21 protein-coding genes and 1 pseudogene are annotated in these 25,018 nt (G+C 66.2%); 8 read left to right on the plus strand and 14 right to left on the minus strand.

Annotated elements, in window-relative coordinates; all coding sequences use genetic code 11:
• The first annotated feature begins 2 nt into the window (after positions 1 to 2).
• Positions 3 to 1,208 carry a CaiB/BaiF CoA transferase family protein gene (locus XI04_RS31450; protein WP_028140413.1) on the plus strand — a complete coding sequence of 402 codons (1,206 nt, stop codon included), beginning with the start codon at positions 3 to 5 and terminating at the stop codon, positions 1,206 to 1,208.
• Positions 1,209 to 1,535: 327 nt separating this feature from the next.
• Positions 1,536 to 2,182, plus strand: a pseudogene (locus XI04_RS31455) (glutathione S-transferase family protein).
• Positions 2,183 to 2,252: 70 nt separating this feature from the next.
• Here XI04_RS31455 and XI04_RS31460 read toward each other — a convergent pair.
• From XI04_RS31460 to XI04_RS31485, 6 genes are all read right to left on the minus strand, one after another.
• Positions 2,253 to 2,417, minus strand: coding sequence for a hypothetical protein (locus XI04_RS31460; RefSeq protein WP_162832258.1), 165 nt, complete (start codon positions 2,415 to 2,417; stop codon positions 2,253 to 2,255).
• A gap of 25 nt (positions 2,418 to 2,442) precedes the next feature.
• Positions 2,443 to 3,954, minus strand: a complete 1,512-nt coding sequence (locus XI04_RS31465) for a hypothetical protein (protein ID WP_271609519.1) — start codon at positions 3,952 to 3,954, stop codon at positions 2,443 to 2,445.
• A gap of 92 nt (positions 3,955 to 4,046) precedes the next feature.
• Positions 4,047 to 5,021: a hypothetical protein gene (locus XI04_RS31470; protein ID WP_271609537.1), complete on the minus strand. Its 975-nt coding sequence runs from the start codon at positions 5,019 to 5,021 to the stop codon at positions 4,047 to 4,049.
• A gap of 289 nt (positions 5,022 to 5,310) precedes the next feature.
• A complete protein-coding gene (locus tag XI04_RS31475) occupies positions 5,311 to 5,808 on the minus strand; it encodes a TPM domain-containing protein (protein ID WP_028140417.1) in 498 nt (165 codons plus the stop codon).
• Between the two features lie 4 nt (positions 5,809 to 5,812).
• Positions 5,813 to 6,829 carry a TPM domain-containing protein gene (locus XI04_RS31480; protein WP_370093082.1) on the minus strand — a complete coding sequence of 339 codons (1,017 nt, stop codon included), beginning with the start codon at positions 6,827 to 6,829 and terminating at the stop codon, positions 5,813 to 5,815.
• An 18-nt stretch (positions 6,830 to 6,847) separates the two neighbouring features.
• Positions 6,848 to 7,456, minus strand: coding sequence for a LemA family protein (locus XI04_RS31485; protein WP_028140419.1), 609 nt, complete (start codon positions 7,454 to 7,456; stop codon positions 6,848 to 6,850).
• Between the two features lie 263 nt (positions 7,457 to 7,719).
• Between XI04_RS31485 and XI04_RS31490 the strand changes: the two genes are divergently transcribed.
• From XI04_RS31490 to XI04_RS31500, 3 genes are read left to right on the plus strand one after another with little or no spacing between them, the layout of a single operon-like run.
• Positions 7,720 to 8,574: an enoyl-CoA hydratase gene (locus XI04_RS31490; protein ID WP_028140420.1), complete on the plus strand. Its 855-nt coding sequence runs from the start codon at positions 7,720 to 7,722 to the stop codon at positions 8,572 to 8,574.
• Positions 8,575 to 8,579: 5 nt separating this feature from the next.
• Positions 8,580 to 9,719 (plus strand): acyl-CoA dehydrogenase family protein, encoded by a 1,140-nt coding sequence (locus XI04_RS31495; RefSeq protein WP_028140421.1) that lies wholly within the window; start codon positions 8,580 to 8,582, stop codon positions 9,717 to 9,719.
• A gap of 15 nt (positions 9,720 to 9,734) precedes the next feature.
• On the plus strand, positions 9,735 to 10,931 hold the full coding sequence (locus XI04_RS31500) for an acyl-CoA dehydrogenase family protein (RefSeq protein ID WP_212474881.1): 1,197 nt from the start codon (positions 9,735 to 9,737) through the stop codon (positions 10,929 to 10,931).
• Between the two features lie 223 nt (positions 10,932 to 11,154).
• Here the strand turns inward: XI04_RS31500 and XI04_RS31505 are convergent, their stop codons facing one another.
• The 3 genes from XI04_RS31505 to XI04_RS31515 all read right to left on the minus strand — a co-directional run bounded on the left by XI04_RS31505 (position 11,155) and on the right by XI04_RS31515 (position 15,582).
• Positions 11,155 to 13,479, minus strand: coding sequence for a xanthine dehydrogenase family protein molybdopterin-binding subunit (locus XI04_RS31505; protein ID WP_271609520.1), 2,325 nt, complete (start codon positions 13,477 to 13,479; stop codon positions 11,155 to 11,157).
• 205 nt (positions 13,480 to 13,684) lie between these two features.
• Positions 13,685 to 14,560, minus strand: a complete 876-nt coding sequence (locus tag XI04_RS31510) for a dihydrodipicolinate synthase family protein (RefSeq protein ID WP_038948201.1) — start codon at positions 14,558 to 14,560, stop codon at positions 13,685 to 13,687.
• A gap of 56 nt (positions 14,561 to 14,616) precedes the next feature.
• A complete protein-coding gene (locus XI04_RS31515; protein WP_271623879.1) occupies positions 14,617 to 15,582 on the minus strand; it encodes a VOC family protein in 966 nt (321 codons plus the stop codon).
• A 186-nt stretch (positions 15,583 to 15,768) separates the two neighbouring features.
• On the opposite strand from XI04_RS31515, the gene XI04_RS31520 reads away from it, so the two are divergent.
• Both XI04_RS31520 and XI04_RS31525 read left to right on the plus strand, forming a co-directional pair.
• Positions 15,769 to 16,635, plus strand: a complete 867-nt coding sequence (locus XI04_RS31520) for a S1C family serine protease (RefSeq protein WP_212474883.1) — start codon at positions 15,769 to 15,771, stop codon at positions 16,633 to 16,635.
• A complete protein-coding gene (locus XI04_RS31525; protein WP_028140427.1) occupies positions 16,632 to 17,003 on the plus strand; it encodes a response regulator transcription factor in 372 nt (123 codons plus the stop codon). The genes XI04_RS31520 and XI04_RS31525 overlap by 4 nt, the downstream gene beginning before the upstream one ends.
• Here XI04_RS31525 and XI04_RS31530 read toward each other — a convergent pair.
• The 4 genes from XI04_RS31530 to XI04_RS31545 all read right to left on the minus strand — a co-directional run bounded on the left by XI04_RS31530 (position 16,998) and on the right by XI04_RS31545 (position 21,876).
• On the minus strand, positions 16,998 to 18,068 hold the full coding sequence (locus tag XI04_RS31530) for a sensor histidine kinase (RefSeq protein WP_152103531.1): 1,071 nt from the start codon (positions 18,066 to 18,068) through the stop codon (positions 16,998 to 17,000). The genes XI04_RS31525 and XI04_RS31530 overlap by 6 nt on opposite strands.
• Entirely contained in the window at positions 18,055 to 18,747 is a 693-nt protein-coding gene (locus XI04_RS31535; protein ID WP_038948196.1) for a response regulator transcription factor, read from the minus strand. Before XI04_RS31535 ends, XI04_RS31530 begins: the two co-directional genes overlap by 14 nt.
• Positions 18,748 to 18,847: 100 nt before the next feature.
• On the minus strand, positions 18,848 to 19,294 hold the full coding sequence (locus XI04_RS31540; RefSeq protein ID WP_028140430.1) for a hypothetical protein: 447 nt from the start codon (positions 19,292 to 19,294) through the stop codon (positions 18,848 to 18,850).
• Positions 19,295 to 19,539: 245 nt separating this feature from the next.
• Positions 19,540 to 21,876 (minus strand): Tex family protein, encoded by a 2,337-nt coding sequence (locus XI04_RS31545; protein ID WP_095426745.1) that lies wholly within the window; start codon positions 21,874 to 21,876, stop codon positions 19,540 to 19,542.
• 1,153 nt (positions 21,877 to 23,029) lie between these two features.
• Here XI04_RS31545 and XI04_RS31550 point away from each other — a divergent pair.
• On the plus strand, positions 23,030 to 24,499 hold the full coding sequence (locus XI04_RS31550; RefSeq protein ID WP_161966352.1) for an amidase: 1,470 nt from the start codon (positions 23,030 to 23,032) through the stop codon (positions 24,497 to 24,499).
• 112 nt (positions 24,500 to 24,611) lie between these two features.
• Here the strand turns inward: XI04_RS31550 and XI04_RS31555 are convergent, their stop codons facing one another.
• Positions 24,612 to 24,932: a hypothetical protein gene (locus XI04_RS31555; protein ID WP_028140433.1), complete on the minus strand. Its 321-nt coding sequence runs from the start codon at positions 24,930 to 24,932 to the stop codon at positions 24,612 to 24,614.
• Between the last annotated feature and the right edge of the window lie 86 nt (positions 24,933 to 25,018).

The raw sequence follows: 25,018 nt of genomic DNA on the forward strand, positions 1-25,018 counted from the left end.
CGATGGAAAAAGGCATCTTTTCAGGCCTGAAGGTTCTGGACTGCGCGAGCTTCATCGCAGCGCCCGCGGCGGCGACCGTGCTGTCGGATTTCGGCGCCGACGTCATCAAGATCGAGCCGCCCGGCGCCGGGGATCCCTACCGCAATCTGCCGAATTTGCCCGGCTATCCGACCGGCGAGCACAATTTCGCCTGGCTGCTGGAAGCCCGCAACAAGAAGAGCATCGCGCTCGATCTTGCCAAGCCGGAGGCGCAGGCCGTGCTCTACAAGCTGGTGGCAGAGGCCGACGTCTTCATCACCAACATGCCGCCGCCGGTGCGCGCCAAGCTCGGCATCACCCATGATCACCTCGCCCATCTCAACGACCGGCTGATCTACGCCTCCTTCACCGGCTATGGCGAGAAGGGCGAAGAGGCCAACAAGCCCGGCTTCGACAGCAATGCCTATTGGGCGCGCTCGGGCCTGATGGACCTGGTCCGTGCCGACATCGACACCACCCCGGCCCGCTCGGTCGCCGGCATGGGCGACCACCCCTGCGCCATGGCGTTCTACGGCGCCATCGTCACCGCGCTCTATCAGCGCGAGAAGACCGGCAAGGGCTCGCACGTCGCCTCCAATCTGATGGCGAACGGGGTGTGGGCCGCGAGCGTGCTGGCGCAGGCAAAACTCTGCGGCGCCAAGTTCGGCGAGCGGCGTCCGCGTGAGCGCGCGCTGAACGCAGTCGCCAACCACTATCAATGCAGGGACGGCCGCTGGCTGATCCTGTCGCTGCTGAGCGAGGAGAAGCAGTTTCCGACGCTGGCGAAATGTCTGGGACGCGAAGACCTCATCACCGATCCGCGCTTCGCCACCAAACCCGACCGTCACGCCCGTTCGGTGGAGTTGATCAAGATCTTCGACGAGACTTTCGCGACCAGGGATCTTGCCGAATGGCGCAAGATTCTCGACGGCAACGGCCTCGTGTTCGGCATCGTCGGCATTCTCGACGACATCCCCAACGACAAGCAGATGCTCGACAACGAGGTGCTGGTGCCGTTCGAGAACGACACCATGCTGACCATCTCCAGCCCGATCTGGATCGACGGCACCAAGAAGGTCCAGCCGCGCAAGCCGCCCGCTGTCGGCGAGCACAGTGACGAGATTTTGCGCGAGGCGGGATACGACGAAGCGGCGATCAAGCAGCTGAGGTCGTCGGGGGCGGTGGGCTAGGAGCGCACTCACACTCCGCCGTCGTCCCGAGGCGCGCAAAGCGCGAGCCCGGGACCCATAACCACAGGGAGTGGTTGTGGGCGCGACTGGTCACTCCGAGTCTTCGCCAAACCACGGCCTGTGGCTATGGGTCCCGGATCTTCGCTTCGCTCGTCCGGGACGACAGCGGGGAGACAGCCCGTCTTCACGACCTCCGTCATTGCGCGCAGCGAAGCAATCCAGAGTATCTCCGCGGCTGCATTGCTGGATTGCTTCGCTACGCTCGCAATGACGATGCCGGGCGATCTCGCTATAAACTACCGGCCCAAAACCACGCCGCGAGGTCCCATGCCCAGTTACCGCCTGCACTACTTCCCCGAATCCGGCAACAGCTACAAGCTGGCGCTGATGCTGACGCTTTGCGGCGAGAGGTTCGAGCCGGTCTGGACCGATTTCGGCGGCGCGTCACGCGCACGGCAGAATGGCGCAAGGCCGTCAACGAGATGGGCGAAATCCCGGTGCTCGAAGTCGATGGGCTGAAGATGACGCAGACTGCGCCGCTCCTCTTGAAGCTCGCCGAGCAGTACGGCCGCTTCGGCGCCGACACGGAGGAAGAGAAGTTCGAGCTGCTGCGCTGGCTGTTCTGGGACAACCACAAGCTCACCGGCTACATGGCGACCTATCGCTTCATGCGGGCCTTCACCGAGAAGAACGATCCGCAAGTGCTGAAACACTTTCGCCGCCGGCTCGAGGACTTCCTCGGCATCCTGGACGGGCATCTTCAGCACAACGCCTTCGCGATCGGCACTAGGCCGACCGTCGCCGACATCTCGATGATGGCCTATCTGCATTATCCGAGCGACGAGCACGGCTTCGATTTCGCCACGAGCCATCCTGCCATCCACGCCTGGCTCGGCCGCATGGCCGCACTGCCCGGCTGGAAGCCGGCGTACGAGCTGCTGCCGGGCAAGCGGATGACGAACTACGCGACGTGAGGGTGCGAGCACTGAACCCCCAGCCCCGTCATGGCCGGGCTTGTCCCGGCCATGACGAAAGAGAGCGCAGCTACCGCAGCGACAGCCAGCCGAGCGTGAACAGGATGCCACCGACGATAACGGCCATCGCGATCGCCCAGATGCTGACGCGGGCGCCGCCGGTGACCTGCTTGACTTCCTCGTTGCGTGCAATCTCGCGATTGCGCTCCTTGTTGGCGTCGCCGGTATTCGTCATGAATCATCCAAATCGCTTTGCGGGCTCAACGCGTCTTGATGAAGCACATGCCGATGCGGCGCGAGGCCGGGGCAGCCTGACAGGTGAGACCGTTAGCACAGCTCCATGACGTAAAACTCTCATCTCGCGTTCCCGATCCCGCATCTTGCAGGGAACAATGCGCGCCCCAGCCGTCCTGATATTCGCTCCCGGCGAGCTCCCGGCTGCCGCGGGTCTGCGGCCGGCTGGCAAATCCGCGTGAGAAATCAGGGCGTCTGCCTGCGGCGAACGCGGTCAGGATGTCGCGGCGGCGGGGCTGGTCGCCGAGAAAGTGGGGCGAGGCCGGTACGATGCTCGCATTGGACGGCCTGTCCGCCAGCCAATCGACGCCCGGAAAGTGAAAGCCGCCGATGCCGCGAGTCTGGTGGCAGCCTGAACAGGTGACGTCGTTGAGCCGGCGCTGGAAGCCCGCGACCGAGCGGATGTTCTGCATGTCGCCGCGCGCGGCCGCCTGCTTCAACGCACCGACCACGTCGTTATCGGTGAAGACCGCTTTGCCCTCCCCCTCAGCCTGCATCATGCCGAATTCCGGCTGCAGCGCCGAAGCATCGAGGCCGGCCGGCGTCGGCACCACCGCACTCCTTGCCAGGAATTTCTCGGGGATCAGCACGGTGCCGCGATCGAACTCGCGAAGATGCTCGGGTGCGAGCAGCCAATCCTTGAAGTCGCGCCGAAGCGCCTCGTCCGCCATGATCCGGTCGCGGTCGACCTGGTTCTCCAGCGTCGATTCCTCGAAGGCCTTCGTGGCGGAATTGTACTTGAACACCTTGAGCAGATAGTCGGAGCGGAAGTCATGCAGCGCCGACTTGGCCGCGACCGAGAGCTGGATGTTGGTCTCGATGCGTTCGAGCATGGCGTCGTCTCGACTGCCGATCAGCTCCTGCCAGTTGCCGTCGTCGAGCCAGCGCCGCGCGAGTTCGGCGCAATTGATCGGTTTGCCGTTCGCGTCCGTCTGGCGCGCATCCCGCGCCTTCATCACCAGATTGAGCGTCATCGGCAGCCGCGTCGCGGTTGTGCCGTCGAAGCGCGCCAGCCGATAGATCAGGCGGATCTCGCCGCAGGACTCCTCCGAGGCGTAGGCGCGGTCCATGCGGTTGACGATGCCGGCCAGCACGAAGCGCGTGTCGCGCGATTTCAGCATGGCCCGATCGAACAGCTGCACGTCAAAGCCCTCGCCGACGCCGATGCTCGCGCTCGGATAGGCCGCCTTCTGCCCTGTGATGTAGCGGTCGAACTCCGCATCGATCGCCGGCGGAATGTCCTTGAGCTGGAACAGCTCTGAAAACAGCCGGTCGGTCGTCAGCGAACCATTCGCTTTGCGCTCCGGCGCCAACAGGTGCTGGAGCGTGAGAGCGTCGCCGTCGTCGAGCTTGCGCAGCAGATCGGGATCGGTGATGGCGGTGCCGCGCGTCAGCGACGGGGTCTGCGCGGCCGACAGCGCGGCAGTACCGCCGAACAACACGGCGGCAGCAAGGAAAATTCGCAACGCGCGGCTCATGCCTGAGGTAACACCGCGGCGGTCCGCCTATTCAAGCAAAAAGGCGCTTCACATGGTGGTGAAGCGCCTTTCGAAAGTCGTATCTGAGCCGCTCAGCGTCCGGTGATCAGGCCCTTGCTGGTGACGACCACCCAGCGGCCGTCCTGGCGCCGGATCGCATCGACGCGACCAAGGCCGGGGATGGGATCGCCGGGATAGACCTCGTAGAGCCCGTCGCGGCCCTCGATCAGCGCACCGCCATTGCCGGCGTTGCGCAGCCGCCAGCCTTCGACCGTCGGCAGGCGGCCGACCTCGGTCTTGGGTGCGGCAGCCACTGGGGCCGGCGCGGCGGCGGCGGTCGCAACCTGGGTCGGCGCGATCGAGCCGGTGGTCTCCTTGGGCACCGCTGCTGCGGCCTGCGCGGGGGCGGCGGGCGGCGTGGCGCGGAGCTTGTCGACGGTCTCGGACAGCTTTGCGATTTTGGCCATCGGCTCGGCCTGCGCCTTCTCGAGCTTGTCGAGGCGGTCGTTGGCCCGGTTGAACTGGGTGACGCCGGTTTTCGAGCTGTGCTCGACATTGGCCTTGAGCGCGACGAGGTCGGCATCGATCCGGGCGACCGAAGCATCGAGCGCGCTGGTGTCGGCGACCTGCACCGGCACTTGGGCCGGGGCGGCGAAATGCATCATGCCGGCGGTTGCGAGCGCGCCGCTGATGGCGCCAACGCCGGCGGCGATCGCCACCACCGCGGCCATCGCCGACAGGCGGCGCTTGCTGCCGGTCTCACGCGGCTCTTCCGCCTTCACATGCGGAGCAAAATCCTCACGGTCCCAGTTCCGCTCCGACGGCGCCATGACGATCAGCTTGCCGGGCTTCGGCTCGGGCTTGGTTTCGGCTTTGGCTTCGAGCTTCGGTACGTCGATCCGGGATGCCTCAATCTTCGGCGGCTCGATCTTCACCGGATCCGGCTTGGGTGGCGCCTCATGGTCCGGCGCAATCGAGGGAGCCTCGATCCCAGCGGCCTCATTGGCCTGCGGCGCGGTCGCAGCAGCTTCGACGACGCCGGCGTCCTGGGCAGCCTGCTCGGGCATTGGTTCGCTCACGGCTCAAATACTCCAGTCTGGGTTGACCTTTTGGTAACTTTCATTGCTTGCGAAATCCTTACCTGCGGACCCGCTTACCGAAATTTTAGGAAGTTATCCGGGGCCGAATTTGGCCGGGAAAGTGGAACCGGTGTGGCGGGCGTGAAACAAATTGTAATCGGGCGAAGATGAACGGCCGCGGAATAGGCGCTGGGCGTCCCTTGTCACTTCCGTCATCCCCGCGCAACGGCGGAGCCGTTGCGCGGGGATGACGGTGAGAGAACGGAGCGCGCTCCGTTCACATCACGACCGGCGCATCCGGCAGCTCGTTCGCATGCGATGCGCCGGGCGGAAAATGCCGCGCCAGTTCGCGCGACACCGCCGTGATGCCGTCGATTACGCCGCGCTCGAACTGGCCCGACCTGAACTCCGCCTCCATGGCGCGGCAGATGCTCTCCCAGCCTTCGGCACCGACCTTGGCGTGGATGCCGCGATCGGCGACGATCTCGACATCGCGGTCGGCGAGCAGGAGATAGATCAGGACGCCGTTGTTATGCGCGGTGTCCCAGATGCGCAGATGCGCAAACACGTCGAGCGCGCGCTCGCGGGCCGGCTGGTTGCGGAACAGCGGCGCGCCGTCGAGTGCGCCTTCGACCACGAAGCGGACCTGGCCGGAATGGGTGGTCTCGCCCTGCCTGATCGCCTGCTCGATGCGGGCGAGCACGGCCGGCGGAAAGATCTGCTTTGCCCGCCAATGATGCTGCACGAGATGTCTGGCGATGCGCTTGATGCTCATACCGCTACCAGCTCCCCGAGGCGCCGCCGCCGCCAAAACTGCCGCCACCGCCGCTGAAGCCGCCACTGTCACTGCTCGACGATCCGCTGCTCCAGCCGCCCGACGAGGAGCCGCTCGACCAGGAGCCGCCGCGCGAGCGGCCAGTGCCCGGCGTGATCACCGAAAACAGATCGGCGACGAATCCGATGATGAAGCCGAGACCACCCAGCGCGAGGGCAAGTGCGAAAGACCCGAGAATGAACCAGGTCAGCGCCGCAATGATGCCTCCAGTCACGAACGATCCGAGCAGCCGTCCGAGCGCGGCCCGGAAGGCGCCGCCGATGCCCACCGAGACGAACAGCGTGACGATGAAGAGCGGCGCGAGATCGTCGAGACTGCCGAAGTTCACGGTGGGCGAGGGAACCGGCAAGGGTTCGCCGTCGATCACCCGCATCATGCGCTCGACGCCGTCAGCAATGCCGCCGGCGAAATCGCCGCTCCTGAATTTCGGTGTGATGATCTCATCGATGATCCGGCGCGAGGTGACGTCGGTGAGCGCGCCTTCGAGGCCGTAGCCGACCTCGATGCGCAGATGCCGGTCGTTCTTGGCGACGACGAGGATCGCGCCGTCGTCGACCTTCTTGCGGCCGATCTTCCAGGCCTCCGCAACGCGGATCGAGAATTGCTCGATCGTCTCCGGCTGCGTGGTCGGCACGATCAGGACGGCGATCTGGCTGCCCTTGCGTGTTTCGAAGTCCCGCAGCTTTTGCGACAGCGCGGCGGTCTCGCTGCTGGACAGCGTCCCGGTCTGATCGACCACGCGGCCGGTGAGCTGGGGGACGGCGACGTCGGCTGAGGCGGGGAGCGCGAAGGCGAGGACGAGCGCCGCAACGAAAGCCGCGCGCCACCAACTCGCTGTCCTCGCCCGGCTCGACCGGGCGATCCAGTATTCCAGAGACGCCAGAAGCCCACGGAGAGGCCGCGGCGTACTGGATTCCCCGCTTCCGCGGGGAATGACGGCGGTGGGTGGAGCTTGGCGCATTCGCAAAACGGCGCGCGCTTACTTCGACGGTGCCGGCGCCGGGTTGAAGTCCACCTTCGGCGCGGTCGAGATTTCCTTCTCGTTTGCGACCGAGAAGTTCGGCTTCTCCTTGTAGCCGAACATCATGGCGGTGAGGTTGCTCGGGAACGAGCGGATGGTGACGTTGTAATCCTGCACCGCCTTGATGTAGCGGTTGCGCGCCACCGTGATGCGGTTCTCGGTGCCCTCGAGCTGCGACATCAGATCCTTGAACAGCGCGTCCGACTTGAGCTGCGGGTAGTTCTCGGTGACGACCAGCAGTCGCGACAGTGCGCTGGAGAGCTCGCCCTGCGCGGCTTGGAACTTCTGGAAGGCGGCCGGATCGTTCAGCACCTCGGGCGTCGCCTGGACGCTGCCGACCTTGGCGCGGGCATTGGTGACGCCCAGCAGCACGTCCTTCTCCTGCTGGGCAAAGCCCTTCACCGAGTTGACGAGATTGGGCACGAGGTCGGCGCGGCGCTGATACTGGTTCACGACCTCGGACCAGTTGGACTTGATCTGCTCGTCCTCGCTCTGGATCGCGTTGTAGCCGCAATTGGTGAGGCTCAGCGAGGCCAGCGCCGCCAGCACGGTCAGGATCTTGCGCATTAAATTTCTCCCGGTGGAATCCCGTAACTCAATATCAGATAGCGATAACGCGGTACCAGCTTTTCGGGTTCATTCCGGGGCGCGAAGCGAGCTATGGTGCGCCCTTGCGCAACTGAAAATCTCGAGATTCCGGGTCTGGTCCTTCGGACCATCCCGGAATGACTGCGCTGCGCACCCCAGCCGACTGACGCAAGCCTCTTGCCTATCCCTGACCGACATAGTCAACTCGACGAAACAATAAGACAGAACACCGGGGGAACGCGATGACCTCGTTCGAGACCATCCTCGTGGAGAGGCCGGATCCAGCGATCACCCGGATCGTGATGAACCGGCCGGAGGCGCGCAACGCGCAGAACCTGCAAATGACCTACGACCTCAACGCCGCCTTCGACGCGGCGGTGCAGGACGATTCGGTCAAGGTGATCATCCTCGCCGGCAACGGTCCGCACTTCTCCTCCGGCCATGATCTGCGTCCCGGCGGCAAGAATACCGCCGGCGTCGATTTTCCACCGATCGGAAATTGGGGCGGTTTTGCCGAGCCAAATGCCCATGGCCGCTTCGCGCGCGAGCAGGAAATCTATCTCCAGATCACCCGGCGCTGGCGCAATCTGGCCAAGCCGACCATTGCCGAGGTGCACGGCAAGTGCATCGCCGGCGGACTGATGCTGGCCTGGGCCTGCGACCTCATCATGGCCAGCGACGACGCGCAGTTCTGCGATCCCGTGGTGACCATGGGCGTCTGCGGCGTCGAATGGTTCGTGCACCCCTGGGAGCTCGGCGCGCGCAAGGCCAAGGAGTTCCTGTTCACCGCCGACAACTGGAGCGCCGAGGTGGCGCGGCAGCTCGGCATGGTCAATCAGGTCGTGCCTCGCGCGGAGCTTTCTGCGCGCACTCTGGAGCTGGCGCGCAGGATCGCGGCAAAGCCGGCCTTCGCGCTGAAGATGACCAAGGAAGCGGTGAACCGCTCCGTCGACGTGATGGGCCAGCCCGCCGCGATCGACCAGGCCTTCGCGCTGCATCAGCTCTGCCACGCCCACAATCTTCAGGAATTCGGCATGATCGTCGATCCCTCCGGTCTGCATCCCTCCGTGCGCAAGCCGCCGGCGGCCGCGGAGTAATTGCGATGGATCTTAACCTCAGCGACGAGCAAAGACTGCTGCGCGAGAGCGCGGAGCGCTTCGTGGCCGGAAGCTACGATGCCGATCACCGCCGCAAGATGGCGAACGATCCACTCGGCTTCAGCCCGGCGGTGTGGAAGCAGTTCGCCGAGCTCGGCTGGCTGGCGCTGCCGATTGCGGAAGAGTTCGGCGGGCTAGGCGGCGGTGCCGTCGAGATCGGCATCCTGATGGAAGCGTTCGGCCGCGGGCTGGTGTCGGAGCCCTATGTCGCGACCGTGGTGCTGGGTGCTGCACTGATCGACCGCTGCGGCACCAATGAGCAGAAGCAGGAGAGCCTGCCGAAGATCGCGGATGGATCCTTGAAGCTTGCGTTTGCGCATTCCGAGCGCGCGGCGAGGTTCGATCTCGCCAAGGTCGCGACATCAGCCAACAAGACGGCGAACGGCTGGCGCCTTGCCGGCAGCAAGATCGCCGTGCTCGACGGCCATGCCGCCGATGAGATCATCGTCTCCGCGCACATTCATGATCATCAGAGGCCTTCGGGACGGATCGGCCTGTTCCTCGTGCCGGCGACGACGCCTGGCCTCGTCGTCAGCGACTATCCGCGCCTCGGCGGCGGACGCGCCTGCAACATCGAGCTGTCCGACGTGCATCTGCCGGAGGACGCCCTGCTCGGTGACAGCCACGACGCGCTGCCGGCCATCGAATGGGCCATTGACCGCGCCATGGCCGCGCTCGGCGCAGAAGCCGTCGGCATCATGCAGACGCTGCTGGACACCACGCTCGAATACACCAAGATCCGAAAGCAGTTCGGACGGCCGCTGTCGGCCAACCAGGTGATCCGCCATCGCCTCGCCGACATGGCGATGCAGGTTGACGAGGCGCGCTCGATGGCGCTGCGGGCTGCGCTGAAGGCGGATAGCCCGCCGGTCGAGCGGGCCCGTGCGGCGTCTGCCGCGAAAGCCAAGATCGGCAAATGCGCACGGTTCGTCGGCGAGCAGTCGATCCAGCTTCATGGCGGCATGGGCGTCACCGAGGAGCTCGAGGTCGGCGCCTATTTCAAGCGGCTGGTCGCCTTCGACACGCTGTTTGGCGGCAGCGCGCACCACTATGCCCGTCACGCCGAACTTGGCCGCAAGGCCTGATATCGGGAGAGCCTCATGGACCTGTCGTTCAATGCCGAGGAGCGCGCCTTCCAGGACGAGGTGCGCGGCTTCATCGCCAAGAATCTCACCGAGGAGATGAAGCGCGCGACCGCGCTGACGCCGTCGGTATTCTCCGACCCTGATATCGGCATGGCCTGGCAGCGCGCGCTACACAGGCAGGGCTGGGGCGCGCCGGGCTGGCCGGTCGAGCATGGCGGGCCGCGCTGGACGCCGGCGCAGCGCTGGATCTTCGAGACCGAATCCGCACGGGCCGGCGTACCGAACGTCAATGTGATGGGGGTAAAGATGGTCGGGCCCGTCATCATCGGGTTCGGCTCGCCCGAGCAGAAAAACTTCTACCTGCCGCGGATTCTCTCCGGCGAGGATTATTGGTGCCAGGGCTATTCCGAGCCGGGCTCCGGCTCCGATCTGTCCTCGCTGAAGACGCGCGCGGTGCGCGACGGCGACGACTACGTCATCAACGGCACAAAAATCTGGACCACGCATGCGCATCACGCCAACCGCATGTTCGCGCTGGTGCGCACCAGCGACGGGCCGCGGCAGCAGGACGGCATCAGCTTCATCCTGATCGACATGAAGACGCCGGGGATCACGATACGCCCGATCCTGACGATCGGGGGCGACCACGAGGTCAACCAGGTGTTCTTCGACGACGTCCGCGTGCCCGTGGCCAACCGGGTCGGCGAGGAAGGCAAGGGCTGGACCTACGGCAAATATCTGCTCGAGTTCGAGCGCGGCTCGGGCATCGCCTCGGCCAAGCTGCGCGAGGGGCTGAAAGCGATTTCGGATCTCGCCGAATCGGACCTGACCGGCCGCGCCATCGACAGCCCCGATATCGCGGCGCGCATCTCGGAGGTGGAAGTCGATATCGACGCGCTTGAAATGACCGAGCTGCGCGTGCTCTCGGCATTGCAGACCGGACAGAATCCCGGCGCGGTGTCGTCGATCCTGAAGCTGCGCAACAGCGAAATCCGCCAGGCCGTGACGCGGCTCGGAGTCGACGTGATCGGCCACGACGCCCTCGCCGTCGAGCCCATGCGACCGCTCTACCAGCTCAATCACGAGCCGGCGACGCCGGAGGAGATGCTGACAATGGTGCCGGAATATCTCAACGGCCGCGCCTACACCATCTTCGGTGGCACCTCGGAGATCCAGCGCGATATTATTGCGAAGATGATGCTGGGGATTTAGCGCCGTAGCCCGAGCATTTGGCGCGAGCGAGCGCTACACACTCCGCTGTCGTCCCGGACAAGCGTAAGCGCAGATCCGGGACCCATAGCCACAGGGAGATGTGATTGCGGGGATTCGGAGTTACCAGTTCGCGCCACAACCACTCCCTGTGGTTATGGGTCCCGGATCGGCGCGCGCTTATGGCGCGCTTGTCCGGGACGACAGCGGAGTTTGGAGCGAACGACTACCCCGCCGCCTTCGCCTCCTTGATCGCCTGCCAGACCTTCTGCGGCGTCAGCGGCGTGTTGAGCTGGGTGATGCCGAGCTCGGCGAGTGCGTCCATCACGCCGTTGGTGACGCAGGGCGGACCGCCGATGGCGCCGGATTCGCCGCAGCCCTTGGCGCCGAGCGGATTGGTGCGGCACGGCGCGGAATCATCCAGCGTCACCACGATCGGCGGCACGTCGTCGGCGCGCGGGATGCAGTAATCCTGGTAGCTGGCGGTGAGGAGCTGGCCGTCGGCATCATACGAGACGCCCTCATACAGCGCCTGGCCGATGCCTTGCGCAACACCGCCATGGATCTGGCCGGTGACCAGCATCGGGTTCACGGCGACACCGACGTCGTCGACGGTGGTGTAGCGCACGACCTTGGAGACGCCGGTCTCGGGGTCGATCTCGACCTCGCAGATATGCGTGCCGTTCGGCCAGCTCGGACCATCGACCTCGCCTTCGGAATCAACGCTGAGCTTGGCCCCGCTCTCCTTCTCGGCGATGTCGAACAGGCTGATGCGGCGATCGGTGCCGACCACGGTGAGCATGCCGCCCTGATATTCGATGTCCTCGATCGAGGTCTCCAGCACGTTCGCAGCCTTCTCGCGCGCCTTCTGGATCAGATCGTTGGAGGAGACCGCGACCGCCGTGCCGCCGACGAACAGCGAGCGCGAACCGACGCTGCCGAAGCCCATCGCCAAATCGGTGTCGCCCTGGACCACGTCGATCTTGTCCATGGCAATGCCGAGCGTGTCGGAGATCATCTGGGTGTAGGTGGTCTGCAGCCCCTGCCCCATCGCCATGGTGCCGGAATGCAGCACGACGCGCCCTTGCGAGGTCGCGTGCAGGCTGACCTTCTCGGTGTGGGCGCGGCCGCCGGTCCATTCGATATAGGAAGTGAGCCCGCGTCCGTAGAGCAGGCCCTTCTTCTTCGCCGCCTTCTTGCGCGCGGCAAAGCCGTCCCAGTCGGCGAGCTTCACGGCGCGGTCGAGCATGTGCGCGAAGGCGCCGGAATCGTACACCTGTCCGGCGGCATTCGTGTAGGGCAGCTGCGCCGGCTTGATGTAATTGGCTTTGCGGATCGCGCGCGGATCGATGCCGATTTTTCGCGCAGCAGCGTCGAACAGGCGTTCGACGATGAACACGGCCTCGGGCCGGCCTGCGCCGCGATAGGCGCCGACCGGCGCGGTGTGGGTCATCACCGACTGCACCTCGAAATGCACCAGCGGCAGGTCGTAGACGCCGGTCTGCACGAACGGGCCGAGCACCAGCGGGATGATGTTCGCCGCGCCCGAGGAATAGGCGCCGGTGCAGCCGATCGACTTGACGCGATAGGCCAGCACCTTGCCCTTCTCGTCGAGCGCGAAGGACGCCGTCGAGGTGAGATCGCGGCCGTGGGTGCCACCGACGAACTCGTCGGTGCGATCGCCGCGCCAGCGGATCTTCTTGCTCAGCTTGGTTGCGGCGTAAGCGACGATGCCGTCCTCGGGATAGAGGTTGGTCTTCTGGCCAAAGCCGCCGCCGATGTCGCCGACCAGCACGCGCACGCTGTCCTTGGGACGCTTCAGCACGGCCTCGGCGAGCACGTCGCGGGTCGAGGCCGGGGTCTGCGACTGCACGTGCAGCAGCAGGCGGCCGGTCTTCTTGTCGATCTCGGCAATGGTCGAGCGCGGCTCCATCGCGGACGGCACGAGGCGCTGGCTGACGAGGTCGAGCTCGACGGTGTGCGCCGCCTTGGCAAACGCCTCGTCCACCTTGGCGGCATCGCCATAAGCCATCGCGCCGACGATGTTGTCGGGCGCCTCCGGCCACACCACGGGCGCGCCTGATTTCACGGCCTCGACGGGGTCGACCACCGCCGGCTGCACGTCGTACTCGACGACGATTGCCTCGGCCGCGCTCTGCGCCTCGACGCGGGACGACGCCACGACGGCCGCCACGGCCTCGCCGGCGTAGCGGACGACCTCATGGGCGAGCAATCGGCGCGGCGGCACTGTCATCGGCTTGCCGTCGGGGCGCTTGAAGATGCTCAGCGTCGGGATGCTGCCGACATCGTCCTTGACGAGGTCGGCGCCGGTGTAGATCGCGGTCACGCCCGGCATCGCGGCGGCTGCACTGGTGTCGATCGAGACGATCTTGGCGTGGGCATGCGGCGAGCGCAGGACGTAGAGCCACAGGGCGCCGTCGCCCGGCTTGTCGTCGATGAACTGCCCCTTCCCGGTCAGCAGCCGCTGGTCTTCCAAACGCTTGACGGGCTGCCCCGCTCCGAATCGCAAATTGCCGGGAAGAATGTTCATTCCGTGGGGTCCTCGAGGTCTTTTCGAAACTGCGGGCAGCCTTTTAGCGGATCGATCAAGGGCATACCAGCCGCGGTTTTGGGCTGGATATCCGCGGATTCGGCATGCTGTCCCGCGACACGCGAATCCGTGGGGTGGGCAAAGGCGCACTTGCGCCGTGCCCACGATCTCTTTGACGTCAGTCGCTTTGCCCACCCTACGGAAGCTACGCCAGCTCCCGCAGCGCCGCCTCCACTACCTGGCGCGCCTCGGCCGTCAGCGCCGCCTGCGGCGGGACGGGGTCGCCGACGTCGTAGCCCTGGATCGAAAGCCCGGCCTTGATGCAGGCGGCGAGATTGAAGCGGGCGAAGGCCTCGTTGATGCGCCACAGCCGGCGCTGCAGCGCCATGGCCTCGTCCCAGCGGCCAGCCTCGCAGAGGTCGTAGAGCGCGACACTCTGGCGCGGGATGATGCAGGCCGGTCCCGCCATCCAGCCAAGCCCGCCGATCAGCATCACCGCGGCCGGGATGTGGGCGGAGGCCGAGAACACCCGCAAGGCATCGCCGCAACGGTTCATGATCGAGAGCAGCCGACCGGTGTTGGTCGATGCGTCCTTGATGTAGCCGATGCGCGGATGCTCGGCGAGGCGCGCGATCACGTCGAGGGTGAGGTCCGAGCGCTGGAATTGCGGATTGGTGTAGATGACGACGGGAATGTCGACGGCATCCGCGATGGCGCGGAAGTAGGCCTCGACCTGGGCGTCGGTGAGCGGAAAATACGCCTCCAGGATCGCCAGGATGCCGTCGGCCCCACACTTCTGGTAGGTCCTCGCCTGCGCCACCGCATCCGCCGTCGAGGTCGAGGCGACGCCCGCGATCACGGGCACCCGGCCCCTCGCGGCCTCGATCGTGGTCTGCACGACCGCCGTGCGTTGCGCGGCACTGAGATAGGCGAACTCACCGGTCGAGCCCAGCGGCGTCAGTCCGTGCACGCCGGCGCCGATCAGATCGTCGCAGAGCTTTGCGAGGACGCCGGTGCGCACCGTGCCGTCGGCATCGACGGGGGAGACGAGGTAGGGAAAGACGCCGTGGAATTCGGACATGTCGGGGGCTCCGGAAGCTGGCACCCGACGGGTCTTAGCAATGCCCGCCCCCGCGATCAAACCTTGAGCAAGCGTACTCGCGTGCCCCAGGGATCAATCGCCTCCACGCCGTCGGCAAGCGCCGTGACTTTCGCACCGCCTTTGCGCAGGCGCTCTTCCTGCGCGGCGAGCAGCTCCGGCTTCGCCATGACCAGCGAGAACCAGGCGAGACCCGTCATCTGATCGTCGCGCTGGCCGGCACCCTGGCTCTGCCAGACGTTCATGCCGAGGTGATGATGATAGCGCCCCGACGACAGGAACGCCGCGCCATTGCGGCTGCGGGTCGGATCGAGGCCGATCGCGCCATGATAGAAGCCTCCGGCCTGCGCGAGATCGCCGACCCGCAGATGCATGTGGCCGATGCGCATTCCGTCCGGTGCCCTGGCGTAATCAGGCACGCGCGTATTGGTCAGCGACAGCAGGTCGGGAATGTTGAGCTCGTCGGACGCCATCTTCACGCTGCCCTCGCTCCATTGCCATTGCGAGGGATCGCGGTCGGCATAGACCTCGATGCCGTTGCCTTCGGGGTCATCGAGATAAACGGATTCGCTGACGAGGTGATCTCCAAAGCCCGACAGCTTCACGCGGTGCGAGGCCGCGTGCACAAGCCAGCGCGCCAGGTCCTTGCGGGTCGGCATCAGGAAGGCGGTGTGATAGAGGCCAGCGGCATTGCGCGGCTCGATTTCCGCATCGGGGCGGGCCTCCAGCACCAGCAGCGGGATGCCTGATGTGCCGAGCTTCGCCGCAGTCGCCGAGCGCTCCATCACCGTGAGGCCGATGACATCGCGGTAGTAGTCCGCAACCTTGTCGAGATTCTTCACCCGCAGCGTCACCATGCCGACCCGCATCGGCGTGCGGCTGCCAAAGGTCGGGCCGCCGCCCTGCGGGGTGCCCTCGGCGCGCGCCGCGGCCGCGGCGGCCATGGCCAGCGAGGTCGCGCCGGCGAGTTGCAGCAGGGTGCGGCGGGTGAGGTCGATGGTCATGGTCAGTCAGGGCTCGCTGAAAGGGCTTAAGGCCGTGCGGCGCAATCTCGGGCCGATTGCTACACGTTCCCGTGAGCGGCTCCCAATCACATGTTCGTCGGCCGTAACAGGCTCTGTCCTGACCACCCGGCCAGTTTCGCGTTTCCCCCCGACATCCCAGATTGGGGCAGCTTACAGGAGCCAGCCATGACCGACCCAACTCCCCTGTCCTCACTATCGTCCGCCCTCGCGGACGTAGTGGCGCACACCGCGCCCTCTGTCGTCTCCGTGCACTCGCATCGCTCCCGCGCGACCGGCTTCGTCTGGAAGGGAGGCCTGATCGTCACCGCCGACGAGGCGCTGGCCGATGAGGGCGAGGTCGAAATCGGCTTGCCCGACGGCAGCCGGGCGGCCGCCACGATCGTGGGCCGCGACCACACCACCGATATCGCGCTGCTACGCACTGAGGCCGCTGTTACGACGGTCAAGCTCGCCGCAACCGTCCCGCCCCTCGGCGCGTTGTCGATCGTGGTGGCCACCAACCGCGAGACGCCGAGTGCCGCGCTGGGGCTGGTGTCGGCATCCGGCAGCGGCTGGCGCTCCTTGCGCGGCGGCGAGATCGATGCGCGGATCGAGCTCGATGTCCGCCTGCGCGGCAGCCAGCAGGGCGGCCTCGCACTCGATGCTTCGGGTGAAGCCTTCGGCATGGCGGTGCTCGGGCCGCGGCGCGTGCTGGTGATCCCGACGGCGACGATCGAGCGGGTCGCGGCGCAACTCGAGACGCGCGGCCGCATCGCGCGCGGGTATCTCGGCCTCGGGCTCCAGCCGGTCCGGCTCGACGACGGCATCGGCGCGATGGTGATGAATGTCGACAAGGCCGGTCCGTCGGCCGCGGCCGGCATCCGCCAGGGCGACGTGATCGTCGCGGTCAACGACCAGAAGCTATCAGGCGTGCGCGCGCTGTCACGAACGCTGGGACCTGCGAGCGTCGGCGCGGTGGTCGATGTCGCGGCGCGCCGCGGCGGCGAGCCGGTCAGCTTCAAGGTCACGGTCGGCGAGAGGCCGGAGGCGTGAGCGAGGACAACGCACCGGAAATCGTGCTGTCGCTGGAGATCGACGATCCCGCCCTCGCCGATCGCCTGGCGGCTTTGCTCGGCAATATCGCCGGACTTCGCCTTGCCGCGCCGGGCGAGGCCGCCACGGCGACGATCGTCGCCCGCGATCCACGCATCATGCCCGCCGACATCGCGCTGACGCAGCGCGAGCTCGACGTGCTGGCGCTGATGGCCGAGGGCGCGTCCAACAAGATGATCGCGCGACGGCTCGGCATCTCCGTGCACACCGTCAAATTCCATGTCGGCTCGCTGCTCGACAAGCTGGACGCCACCGGCCGCACCGACGCGGTGGCGCATGCGGCACGCCGCGGCGTGATCGAGCTATAGCGCGATCGGGAAGCTGAGTTCGACCGTCAGGCCCGGCGCATTGTCGCTTAGCGCTACTCCCGCGCCGTGAAGGCGCGCGACCGCGGCGACGAGACTGAGACCGAGCCCGTTGCCCGGCGTGTAGCGGCTCTGCTCGAGCCGGTAGAAGCGCTTGAAGACGTGATCGCGCTCCTCCGTGGGAATGCCCGGACCATCGTCGGCGATCGCGATCACCGCGCCGCCCTCGGCGCTGCGGCACGTCACGGTCACCTGCCCGCCCGGCCGGCCGTGCTTGATCGCGTTGTCGACGAGATTGGCGATGGCATCGAACAGCAGGTCGCGATCGCCGGTGATCGGCACCTGGCGGTCTCCGGCAAGGCTGAGGCGGGTTGCGACCTGCTCGGCGGCGGCGTCGTAGAGCTCGACGACCTCGCCGGCGATTTCAGTCAGGTTCAGCGCGCGGAAGGCGCCGGTGCGGGCACGGGTCTCGATCTCGGAGATCCGGGTGATGGAGGCGAACATGCCGAGCACGGCGTCGAGATCGGCGATGGTGTCGCCGATCAGCGCGGCATCCGCCTCGCTGTTGCGCTCGTGGTGATAGGCCTTTTCCAGCCGGCCGCGCATCCGCGTCAGCGGCGTGCGCAGATCGTGGGCGACGTTGTCGCTGACCTGCTTGACCTCGCCCATCAGCGTCTCGATGCGGTCGAGCATCTGGTTTAGGTTTTCGGCGACGCGGTCCCATTCGTCATGGCTGCCGCGCAAGGGGATGCGCTGGTCGAGGCCGGAAAGCATGATGGCGCGGCTGGTGGCGTTGATCTCCTCGATCCGCCCCACCGTGCGCCGCGTCACCAGCACGGCGGCGAGCCCGGCGAGCACCAGCAGCAGCACGGCAACCGCGGCCATCGCAAGCTCGATCATCGCGGTGAACCCACCGTGATCGCCGGCGTCGCCGACCCGGCTCTCCACATAGGCCAGCGTGCCGAAATAGACATAGGCCATGATCGCCGCGACGATCAGCCCGAAGGCCGCGATCGCGATCAGCGCCAGGCGGAAGGTCGAGGAGCGGAGCGTCTTAACCAGGAGCACGGAGGCAATATCCGATGCCGCGTATGGTATGAATCAGCGGATAGGCCTGGGCATCGTCGACCTTGCGGCGGACGCGACCGACATAGACGTCGATGATGTTGGTGGAGGGGTCGAAATGCAAGTCCCAGACGTGCTGGAGCAGCATCGCGCGGGAGACGACGCGGCCCTCGTTGCGGACGAGATATTCGAGCAGCTGGAATTCGCGCGGCAGCAGCGGGATCTTGCGGCCGCGGCGGCTGGCGTTGCGTGCGATCAGGTCGATGGCGAGATCGCCGACCCGCAGCAGCGTCTCCTTGGCGATGGTCTCGCTGCGGCGGCCGAGCGCCTCCAGCCGCGCCAGCAATTCGGTGAAGGAGAACGGCTTGACGAGATAATCGTCGCCGCCGGCGCGCAGGCCGCGGACGCGATCATCGACCTCGCCGAGCGCGGAGATGATCAGGAACGGCGCGGCGACGCCGTCGTCGCGCAATTGCCGCATCACGCTGATGCCGTCGATATCGGGCAACATGCGGTCGATCGTGATCACGGCATAGTCGCGCGCGGCGCCGTGGCTCAGGGCTTCACGGCCGTTGGCTGCGAGATCGACGTCGTAGCCGGAGGTCGTCAATTCCTCGACGAGCTGGCCTGCGGTTTCCGGATCGTCCTCGACGACCAGGATGCGACGGTGACCTCCGGTCATGCAAAACTCCGCGCGACGATCGCCACCAGACTATCCCGTTCCGGGGCTGGACGGAACCGCCCGGTGGCGACCGCGACAATGGTGCGGTACGGCGATGCGACTACCAATAGTCTCCGCACACATTGACCCATTGCCATCCGTAGGGCGTCCAGCTCCTGCGCCAGCAGCCGTCATTGTAGCCGGCGTAAATGAAGGGCGCGCCGAAGACGGCGAAACGACGGAAATGATGATGGTGGAAGCCGCGGTGACCGTGCCAGCCGGCACCGGCGAACCGCGGCCCGATCCCCGCATGCGCGAAGCGTGCGCCGCCAAAGGCGGGACCGCCGACATGGGCGAAGCGCGCGCCGCCCATCCCGCCGACATGCATGCCGCTAAAGCCGCCGGCGCGCATCCCGCCGCCACCGAAATGACCACCACCACCGAAATGGCCACCACCACCGAAGCCGCCATGTCCGCCACCGCCGCCTCTGGCGAGCACCGGTGAAGCTGCCGCCATCACCGCGGCGAGCGTCACCGCGGTGAGGCCTTTGAGAAGCCTGCTGTTCATCGAAGCATCCTCCTTGCAGTGCGGCGGTCTCAACGCCGCACGAGGACGATCAGATGAGAGGAAGCGAGCGGCGCCTGCAACTTACAAACGCGCCAGATTCTGACGCGGGTGTTAGGGAGAGGGAGCCCAACTCTCTCCCCGTCATTGCGAGGAGCCCTTGCGACGAAGCAATGACGACGTGGAGAAAGCTTTCCACCGTCGAGCAGCTCACCTCTCCCCGCAAAGGACGGGGAGAGGTTAAGATCTCACGCCCGCTTGCCGTTGTTCTTCTCCGCTGCCCTGCGCAGGGCTTCGGCGAGCGCACCGCCGCCGGACGATTCCTGCTTGCGCGGTGCGGACGACGTCATGCGGGAAGGGTTGCGCGAGCTGTTGTCGCGCTGCATGCCGGGGGCGTCCTTCTTGGCGCCGACCTCGTCGTCGAGGCGCAAGGTCAGCGAGATGCGCTTTCGCGCGACCTCGAAGTCCAGCACCTTGACCTTGACGATGTCGCCGGGCTTCACCACCTCGCGCGGATCCTTGATGTAGGTCTTGGACATCGCGGAGATGTGCACGAGGCCGTCCTGGTGCACGCCGATGTCGACGAAGGCGCCGAACGCGGCGACGTTGGTCACGGTGCCCTCGAGGATCATGCCCTTCTGGAGATGCTTGATCTCCTCGACGCCTTCCTTGAACACGGCGGCCTTGAACGCCGGACGCGGATCGCGGCCGGGCTTTTCCAATTCCTTCAAGATGTCGGTGACGGTCGGCAGACCGAAGGTCTCGTCGACGAAATCCTTCGGCTTCAAGGTGCGCACGATCTCGCTGCTGCCGATCAGCGCCTTGATGTCGCTCTTGGTGGCGCTGAGGATCCGGCGCACCACCGGATAAGCTTCCGGATGCACGCCGGACGCGTCGAGCGGGTCCTCGCCGCCGAGGATGCGCAGGAAGCCGGCGCACTGCTCGAACGCCTTCGGCCCGAGCCGCGGCACGTCCTTCAGCGCCTTGCGCGACTTGAACGGGCCGTTGGCGTCACGGTGGGCCACGATGCTCTGCGCCAGACCGGAGCCGACGCCCGACACGCGGGCAAGCAGCGGTGCGGACGCGGTGTTGACGTCGACACCGACGGCGTTCACGCAGTCCTCGACCACGGCGTCGAGCGATTTTGCGAGCTTGGCCTGGCCGAGATCGTGCTGATACTGGCCGACGCCGATCGCCTTGGGCTCGATCTTGACGAGCTCGGCGAGCGGATCCTGCAGACGCCGCGCGATCGAGACCGCGCCGCGCAGGGTGACGTCGAGACCGGGCAATTCCTCCGAGGCGAAAGCCGAGGCCGAATAGACCGACGCGCCGGCCTCCGACACCACGATCTTGGTCATCTTCAGCTCGGCCAGACCCTTGACGAGATCGCCTGCGAGCTTGTCGGTCTCGCGCGAGGCGGTGCCGTTGCCGATCGCGATCAGCTCGACACGATGCTTCAATGCGAGCTTGCCGAGGATCGCGAGCGACTCGTTCCACTGCCGCTGCGGCTCGTGCGGATAGATCACGGCGGTATCGACCACCTTGCCGGTCGCATCGGTGACGGCGACCTTGACGCCGGTGCGGTAGCCGGGATCGAGCCCCATGGTGACGCGGGTGCCGGCCGGCGCGGCCAGCAGGAGATCGCGCAAATTGGAGGCGAACACGCGCACGGCCTCGGTCTCGGCGGCGTTCCACAGCCGCATGCGCAGGTCGATATTGAGATGGACCTGAATCTTGGTGCGCCAGGCCCAGCGCACGGTGTCGATCAGCCAGCGGTCGCCGGCGCGCTTGAGGTCGGCGATGCCGAACCGCTTCATGATCTTCAGTTCATAGGCGCTGGGCACGCCCGGCGGCGGCGCCTCGGCCTCGGCCTGGATCTGCAGGTCGAGGATCTCCTCCTTCTCGCCGCGGAACATCGCGAGGATGCGGTGCGAGGGCAGCTTGGTCAGCGGCTCGGAGAACTCGAAATAGTCGGCGAACTTCTCGCCCTCGGTCTTCTTGCCGTCGCGCACCTTGGAGGCCATGCGCGCATTGGTCCACATTTCCTCGCGAAGCGCGCCGATCAGATCGGCGTCCTCGTCGAAGCGTTCGACCAGGATGGCGCGGGCACCATCCAGCGCGGCGGCGGCATCCGCAACGCCCTTCTCGGCGTTGATGAAGCCTTCGGCCACGACCTTCGGATCGTTGGTCGGCTCCGCCATCAGCTGGTTGGCGAGCGGCTCGAGGCCGGCCTCCTTGGCGATCTCCGCCTTGGTGCGGCGCTTCGGCTTGAACGGCAGATAGATGTCTTCGAGACGGGCCTTGCTGTCGGCGGCGAGAATGGAGGCCTCGAGCGCGGCATCGAGCTTGCCCTGCTCGCGGACTGATTCGAGGATGGCCTTGCGGCGGTCCTCGAGCTCGCGCAGGTAACCCAGGCGCTCCTCCAGGGTGCGCAATTGCGCGTCGTCGAGCGCACCGGTCGCTTCCTTGCGGTAGCGGGCGATGAAGGGAACCGTGGCGCCGCCATCGAGCAGCGTCACCGTCGCCTCGACCTGCTCCGCCCGAACCCCAAGCTCCTGCGCAATTTTCTGGTTGATATTTGCCACGCGAGAATTCCTCTATCCAAGCACGCAACGCGGGGGCGAACCACCGGCCACGGGACGCCGCTTATGGACCAACCGGGGTTGATTCATCAAGGTACCGCGGAGGACCGTCGACAGGGGATTTTTTTGTCGAACAGATGCGATCTCGCCACATTCGTGGGGGCGTGCTGCTCTCGTGTCCCGGACGCGCTGCAGCGCGCTAGCGATGCGGTGCAGAGCCGGGATCCAGGAGGCCGCACGGCACAATGCGGGCGAGATGGGCCCCGGCTCTGCAGCGCACCGCTGAAGGAGCGCTGCGCAGCGTCCGGGGCACGAGAGCGCAATTCGCTTCATTTTCATCTTCAAATCGCAGACACGCTTTTTCGTCCTCGCGGCGCATTTCGCCCGAGCTTTGGCTGGTCGCTCCACCCTCGAAGCCAAGAGGGCGCAGGGAAGGCCGGGTGCTGACCTCGCACCCACGGTCTGCTGCGCGAAGTGTAGCGCAAAGAGACCGCACAGCAGCATACAGGTGGCGCCAATCACTCGGCCTTCCCTGCGCGATGGTCGGACGGCTTATGCCGCGCTCTCCCGGGAGCCGAACTTTCCTTCTGGCCTCCCTCGCCCCGCGAATTGACGATGCCGTCCGCCCGGTTGGGCTCGCGCGCATCTCCGCCAAGGGCTTGACCGTAGCAACGACGGCCAGGACCACACGGTTTTGCCGTACGCATCAGCGCCGCTCGTCCGCACGCGGCCAACGGGCTCACAGGGACTACCCGCCCTGCCCTTGACCTCTCGTGACGACGCTGCTGCGTCCATCGCAACCCGGCTCGCATATCGTGACGACGTACGACCGCCCCTCAAGGATGAGCCGGGATGGGCGACACATACGCCGAAACCGAATTTCGGTAAAGTGGAATATTTTTGCGCTTATGGATTGACAGAGGGCGACACAGTAACGATGGATGCAGCGCAGGCGTAATCCGGGATTGGCGCGGCAGGCTACGGGCTACGGTCGATCGTCGCGCCGGCCCGGTTGCAACCATCGCACCACTGCCGGATTGAGACCCGCCTTGCGACCTCTCCGCCCCATGCAACCCTGCCCCTCGTGCCGGCTCAGTTGATTCATGCGGCCCCTTGCTAAAGGAAGGTGGCGCCGCATCAAAGGGATTTGAATTTCATGACTTTGCCGATGAGCTGGACTGAATGGGCGCAGCACGATGGCGTGGGCCTCGCGGCGCGTGTCCGCAAGGGCGAGCTGACGGCGAAGGAATTGGCGCGCCAGGCTGCCGCCGGTGTCGCCAAGGTCAATCCGGCGCTGTCGGGCGTGGTCGAGCTGTTCGAGGACGTGATCGCCGATCCCGCCAAGGACGGCGCCAATCTCGCAGGTCCGTTCGCCGGCCTGCCGTTCCTGATGAAGGACCTCGGGCCGACCATGAAGGGCCGGCTGCAGGAAATGGGCTCGCTGTTGATGCGCGGCAATCGCGCCGCGGCCGATACGTTCCTCACGGGCAAATTCCGCCAGGCCGGCCTCAACCTGATCGGACGCACCACGACGCCGGAATTCGGCGTGTGCTCTTCGGCCGATAATCCCGCCGTCTACGTCACCCGCAATCCCTGGAATACCGACTACACCACCTGCGGCTCGTCGGCCGGCAGCGCCGCGATGGTCGCGGCCGGCGTGGTGCCGATCGCGCATGCGACCGACGGCGGCGGCTCGATCCGCATTCCCGCCGGCGTCAACGGCAACATCGGGCTGAAAGTCTCGCGCGGCGTGTTCTCGCTCGCCCCCCACATGTCCGATCTCACCGGCCTCGTCTCGATCCAGGGCTGCCAGTCGCGCTCGGTGCGCGACACCGCCGCCTTCGTCGATCATGCCCGCGGGCCGGCACCCGGCGAGTTCATGCCGTTCTGGACCACGGCGCAGCCTTATTCCGAGATGATCAAGCGCGATCCCTCGAAGCTGCGCATCGCGTTGTCCCATACATGGGGCAACTACACCGCGACGCCCGAGCTCGCGGCCGAGCTGGAGAAGGCCGGACGCTTCCTCGAAGGCCTCGGCCATCACGTCGACTATGCGCTGCCGGAGATCGACCTTCCCGCTGCATTCGAGGCGCAGACCACGTGCTACATTTCGAATTTCGCGGTGGTGATCTCCAACATGCTCGCCGCCCGCGGGCTGGAAAGACCGCCGGAGGACCTGATCGAGCCGATGAACATCCGGATCTGGGAAGCCGGGCGGCACACCAGCTTCGCCGAGCGGGCGAAGATGCAGGGCGTGTTCAACACCACGTCACGCGGCTTCGGCGCCTTCTTCGAGCAGTGGGACGTGATCCTGACGCCAATCACCGCGCTGCCGACGCCGAAGGTCGGCACCAGGGAATATCTCACCATCTCCGACAATCCCGATGTGCGCGACTGGTTCGACAATCTCTGGCGCTTCTTCGCCTTCACGCCGCTCGCCAATCTCTGCGGCATGCCTGCGATCTCGATGCCGATGGCGGCCCAGGACCACGGCCTGCCGCTCGGCATCCAGGCCATCGGTAAGCAGGCCAATGACGGCCTGTTGCTGCAACTCGCCGCCCAGATCGAGCGCGCCCTCGACGGCAAGTGGAACGGCGGCAAGAAGCCGAAGGTGCATGTGGGCTGAGGCAGGCCTATTTGTTTCGTAGGCCCTCGCGGCCATCCTTCGAGACGCCCGCCGATGGCGGGCCCTCAGGATGAGGTCTTGTTTCGCGACGGGATCCTAGAGCGTTCCGATCTCAATTCTTCACCGCGGGGATCTCCTCCGTCACCGGCTGTTGCTGGCCCTGCCGGAACATCGCCAGTGCCTTGTCGAGGGCTTCGCGCAGCGCAAGCGCTGCGGCGACGCTGCAGCGCAGATGCGCGGTCTGGATCACGTCGACCCTGACGGCCGCGCCGACCGGCATCAGGAGGTTCGCGGCGAGCTCGATCTGGATCGCGCCGTTGTGATGGCCGAAGCAGGACGCACCGTCGAAATAGATGATCGGCGCCCGCTCGGAGCTGGAGCTCGAAATGGTGACGGGCCCCTGATTGTTGGCGGGCGTTTCGGGGTCGGCCATGGGCGCTCCTTGCGGCTAGTCGGCGAACGAAGCGCCCACCATCGGTGCTTCGGCCTGCCCTGTCGAGGCCAATTCGGGGTTTTGCG

Origin of the sequence: Bradyrhizobium sp. CCBAU 11430 (genome assembly GCF_028128855.1) — a bacterium.
GTDB lineage: Bacteria > Pseudomonadota > Alphaproteobacteria > Rhizobiales > Xanthobacteraceae > Bradyrhizobium > Bradyrhizobium ottawaense.

Bases quoted from the DNA above. Each gene is read 5' to 3' on its own strand.
- XI04_RS31495 (WP_028140421.1), top strand. From the start codon at position 8,580: ATGGATCTTAACCTCAGCGACGAGCAAAGACTGCTGCGCGAGAGCGCG.
- XI04_RS31535 (WP_038948196.1), bottom strand. From the start codon at position 18,747: ATGACCGGAGGTCACCGTCGCATCCTGGTCGTCGAGGACGATCCGGAA.
- XI04_RS31505 (WP_271609520.1), bottom strand. From the start codon at position 13,479: ATGAACATTCTTCCCGGCAATTTGCGATTCGGAGCGGGGCAGCCCGTC.
- XI04_RS31470 (WP_271609537.1), bottom strand. From the start codon at position 5,021: ATGCCCGAGCAGGCTGCCCAGGACGCCGGCGTCGTCGAAGCTGCTGCG.
- XI04_RS31485 (WP_028140419.1), bottom strand. From the start codon at position 7,456: ATGCGCAAGATCCTGACCGTGCTGGCGGCGCTGGCCTCGCTGAGCCTC.
- XI04_RS31465 (WP_271609519.1), bottom strand. From the start codon at position 3,954: ATGAGCCGCGCGTTGCGAATTTTCCTTGCTGCCGCCGTGTTGTTCGGC.
- XI04_RS31475 (WP_028140417.1), bottom strand. From the start codon at position 5,808: ATGAGCATCAAGCGCATCGCCAGACATCTCGTGCAGCATCATTGGCGG.
- XI04_RS31480 (WP_370093082.1), bottom strand. From the start codon at position 6,829: ATGCGCCAAGCTCCACCCACCGCCGTCATTCCCCGCGGAAGCGGGGAA.
- XI04_RS31540 (WP_028140430.1), bottom strand. From the start codon at position 19,294: ATGAACAGCAGGCTTCTCAAAGGCCTCACCGCGGTGACGCTCGCCGCG.
- XI04_RS31520 (WP_212474883.1), top strand. From the start codon at position 15,769: ATGACCGACCCAACTCCCCTGTCCTCACTATCGTCCGCCCTCGCGGAC.
- XI04_RS31550 (WP_161966352.1), top strand. From the start codon at position 23,030: ATGACTTTGCCGATGAGCTGGACTGAATGGGCGCAGCACGATGGCGTG.
- XI04_RS31460 (WP_162832258.1), bottom strand. From the start codon at position 2,417: ATGACGAATACCGGCGACGCCAACAAGGAGCGCAATCGCGAGATTGCA.
- XI04_RS31450 (WP_028140413.1), top strand. From the start codon at position 3: ATGGAAAAAGGCATCTTTTCAGGCCTGAAGGTTCTGGACTGCGCGAGC.
- XI04_RS31515 (WP_271623879.1), bottom strand. From the start codon at position 15,582: ATGACCATCGACCTCACCCGCCGCACCCTGCTGCAACTCGCCGGCGCG.
- XI04_RS31510 (WP_038948201.1), bottom strand. From the start codon at position 14,560: ATGTCCGAATTCCACGGCGTCTTTCCCTACCTCGTCTCCCCCGTCGAT.
- XI04_RS31490 (WP_028140420.1), top strand. From the start codon at position 7,720: ATGACCTCGTTCGAGACCATCCTCGTGGAGAGGCCGGATCCAGCGATC.
- XI04_RS31500 (WP_212474881.1), top strand. From the start codon at position 9,735: ATGGACCTGTCGTTCAATGCCGAGGAGCGCGCCTTCCAGGACGAGGTG.
- XI04_RS31555 (WP_028140433.1), bottom strand. From the start codon at position 24,932: ATGGCCGACCCCGAAACGCCCGCCAACAATCAGGGGCCCGTCACCATT.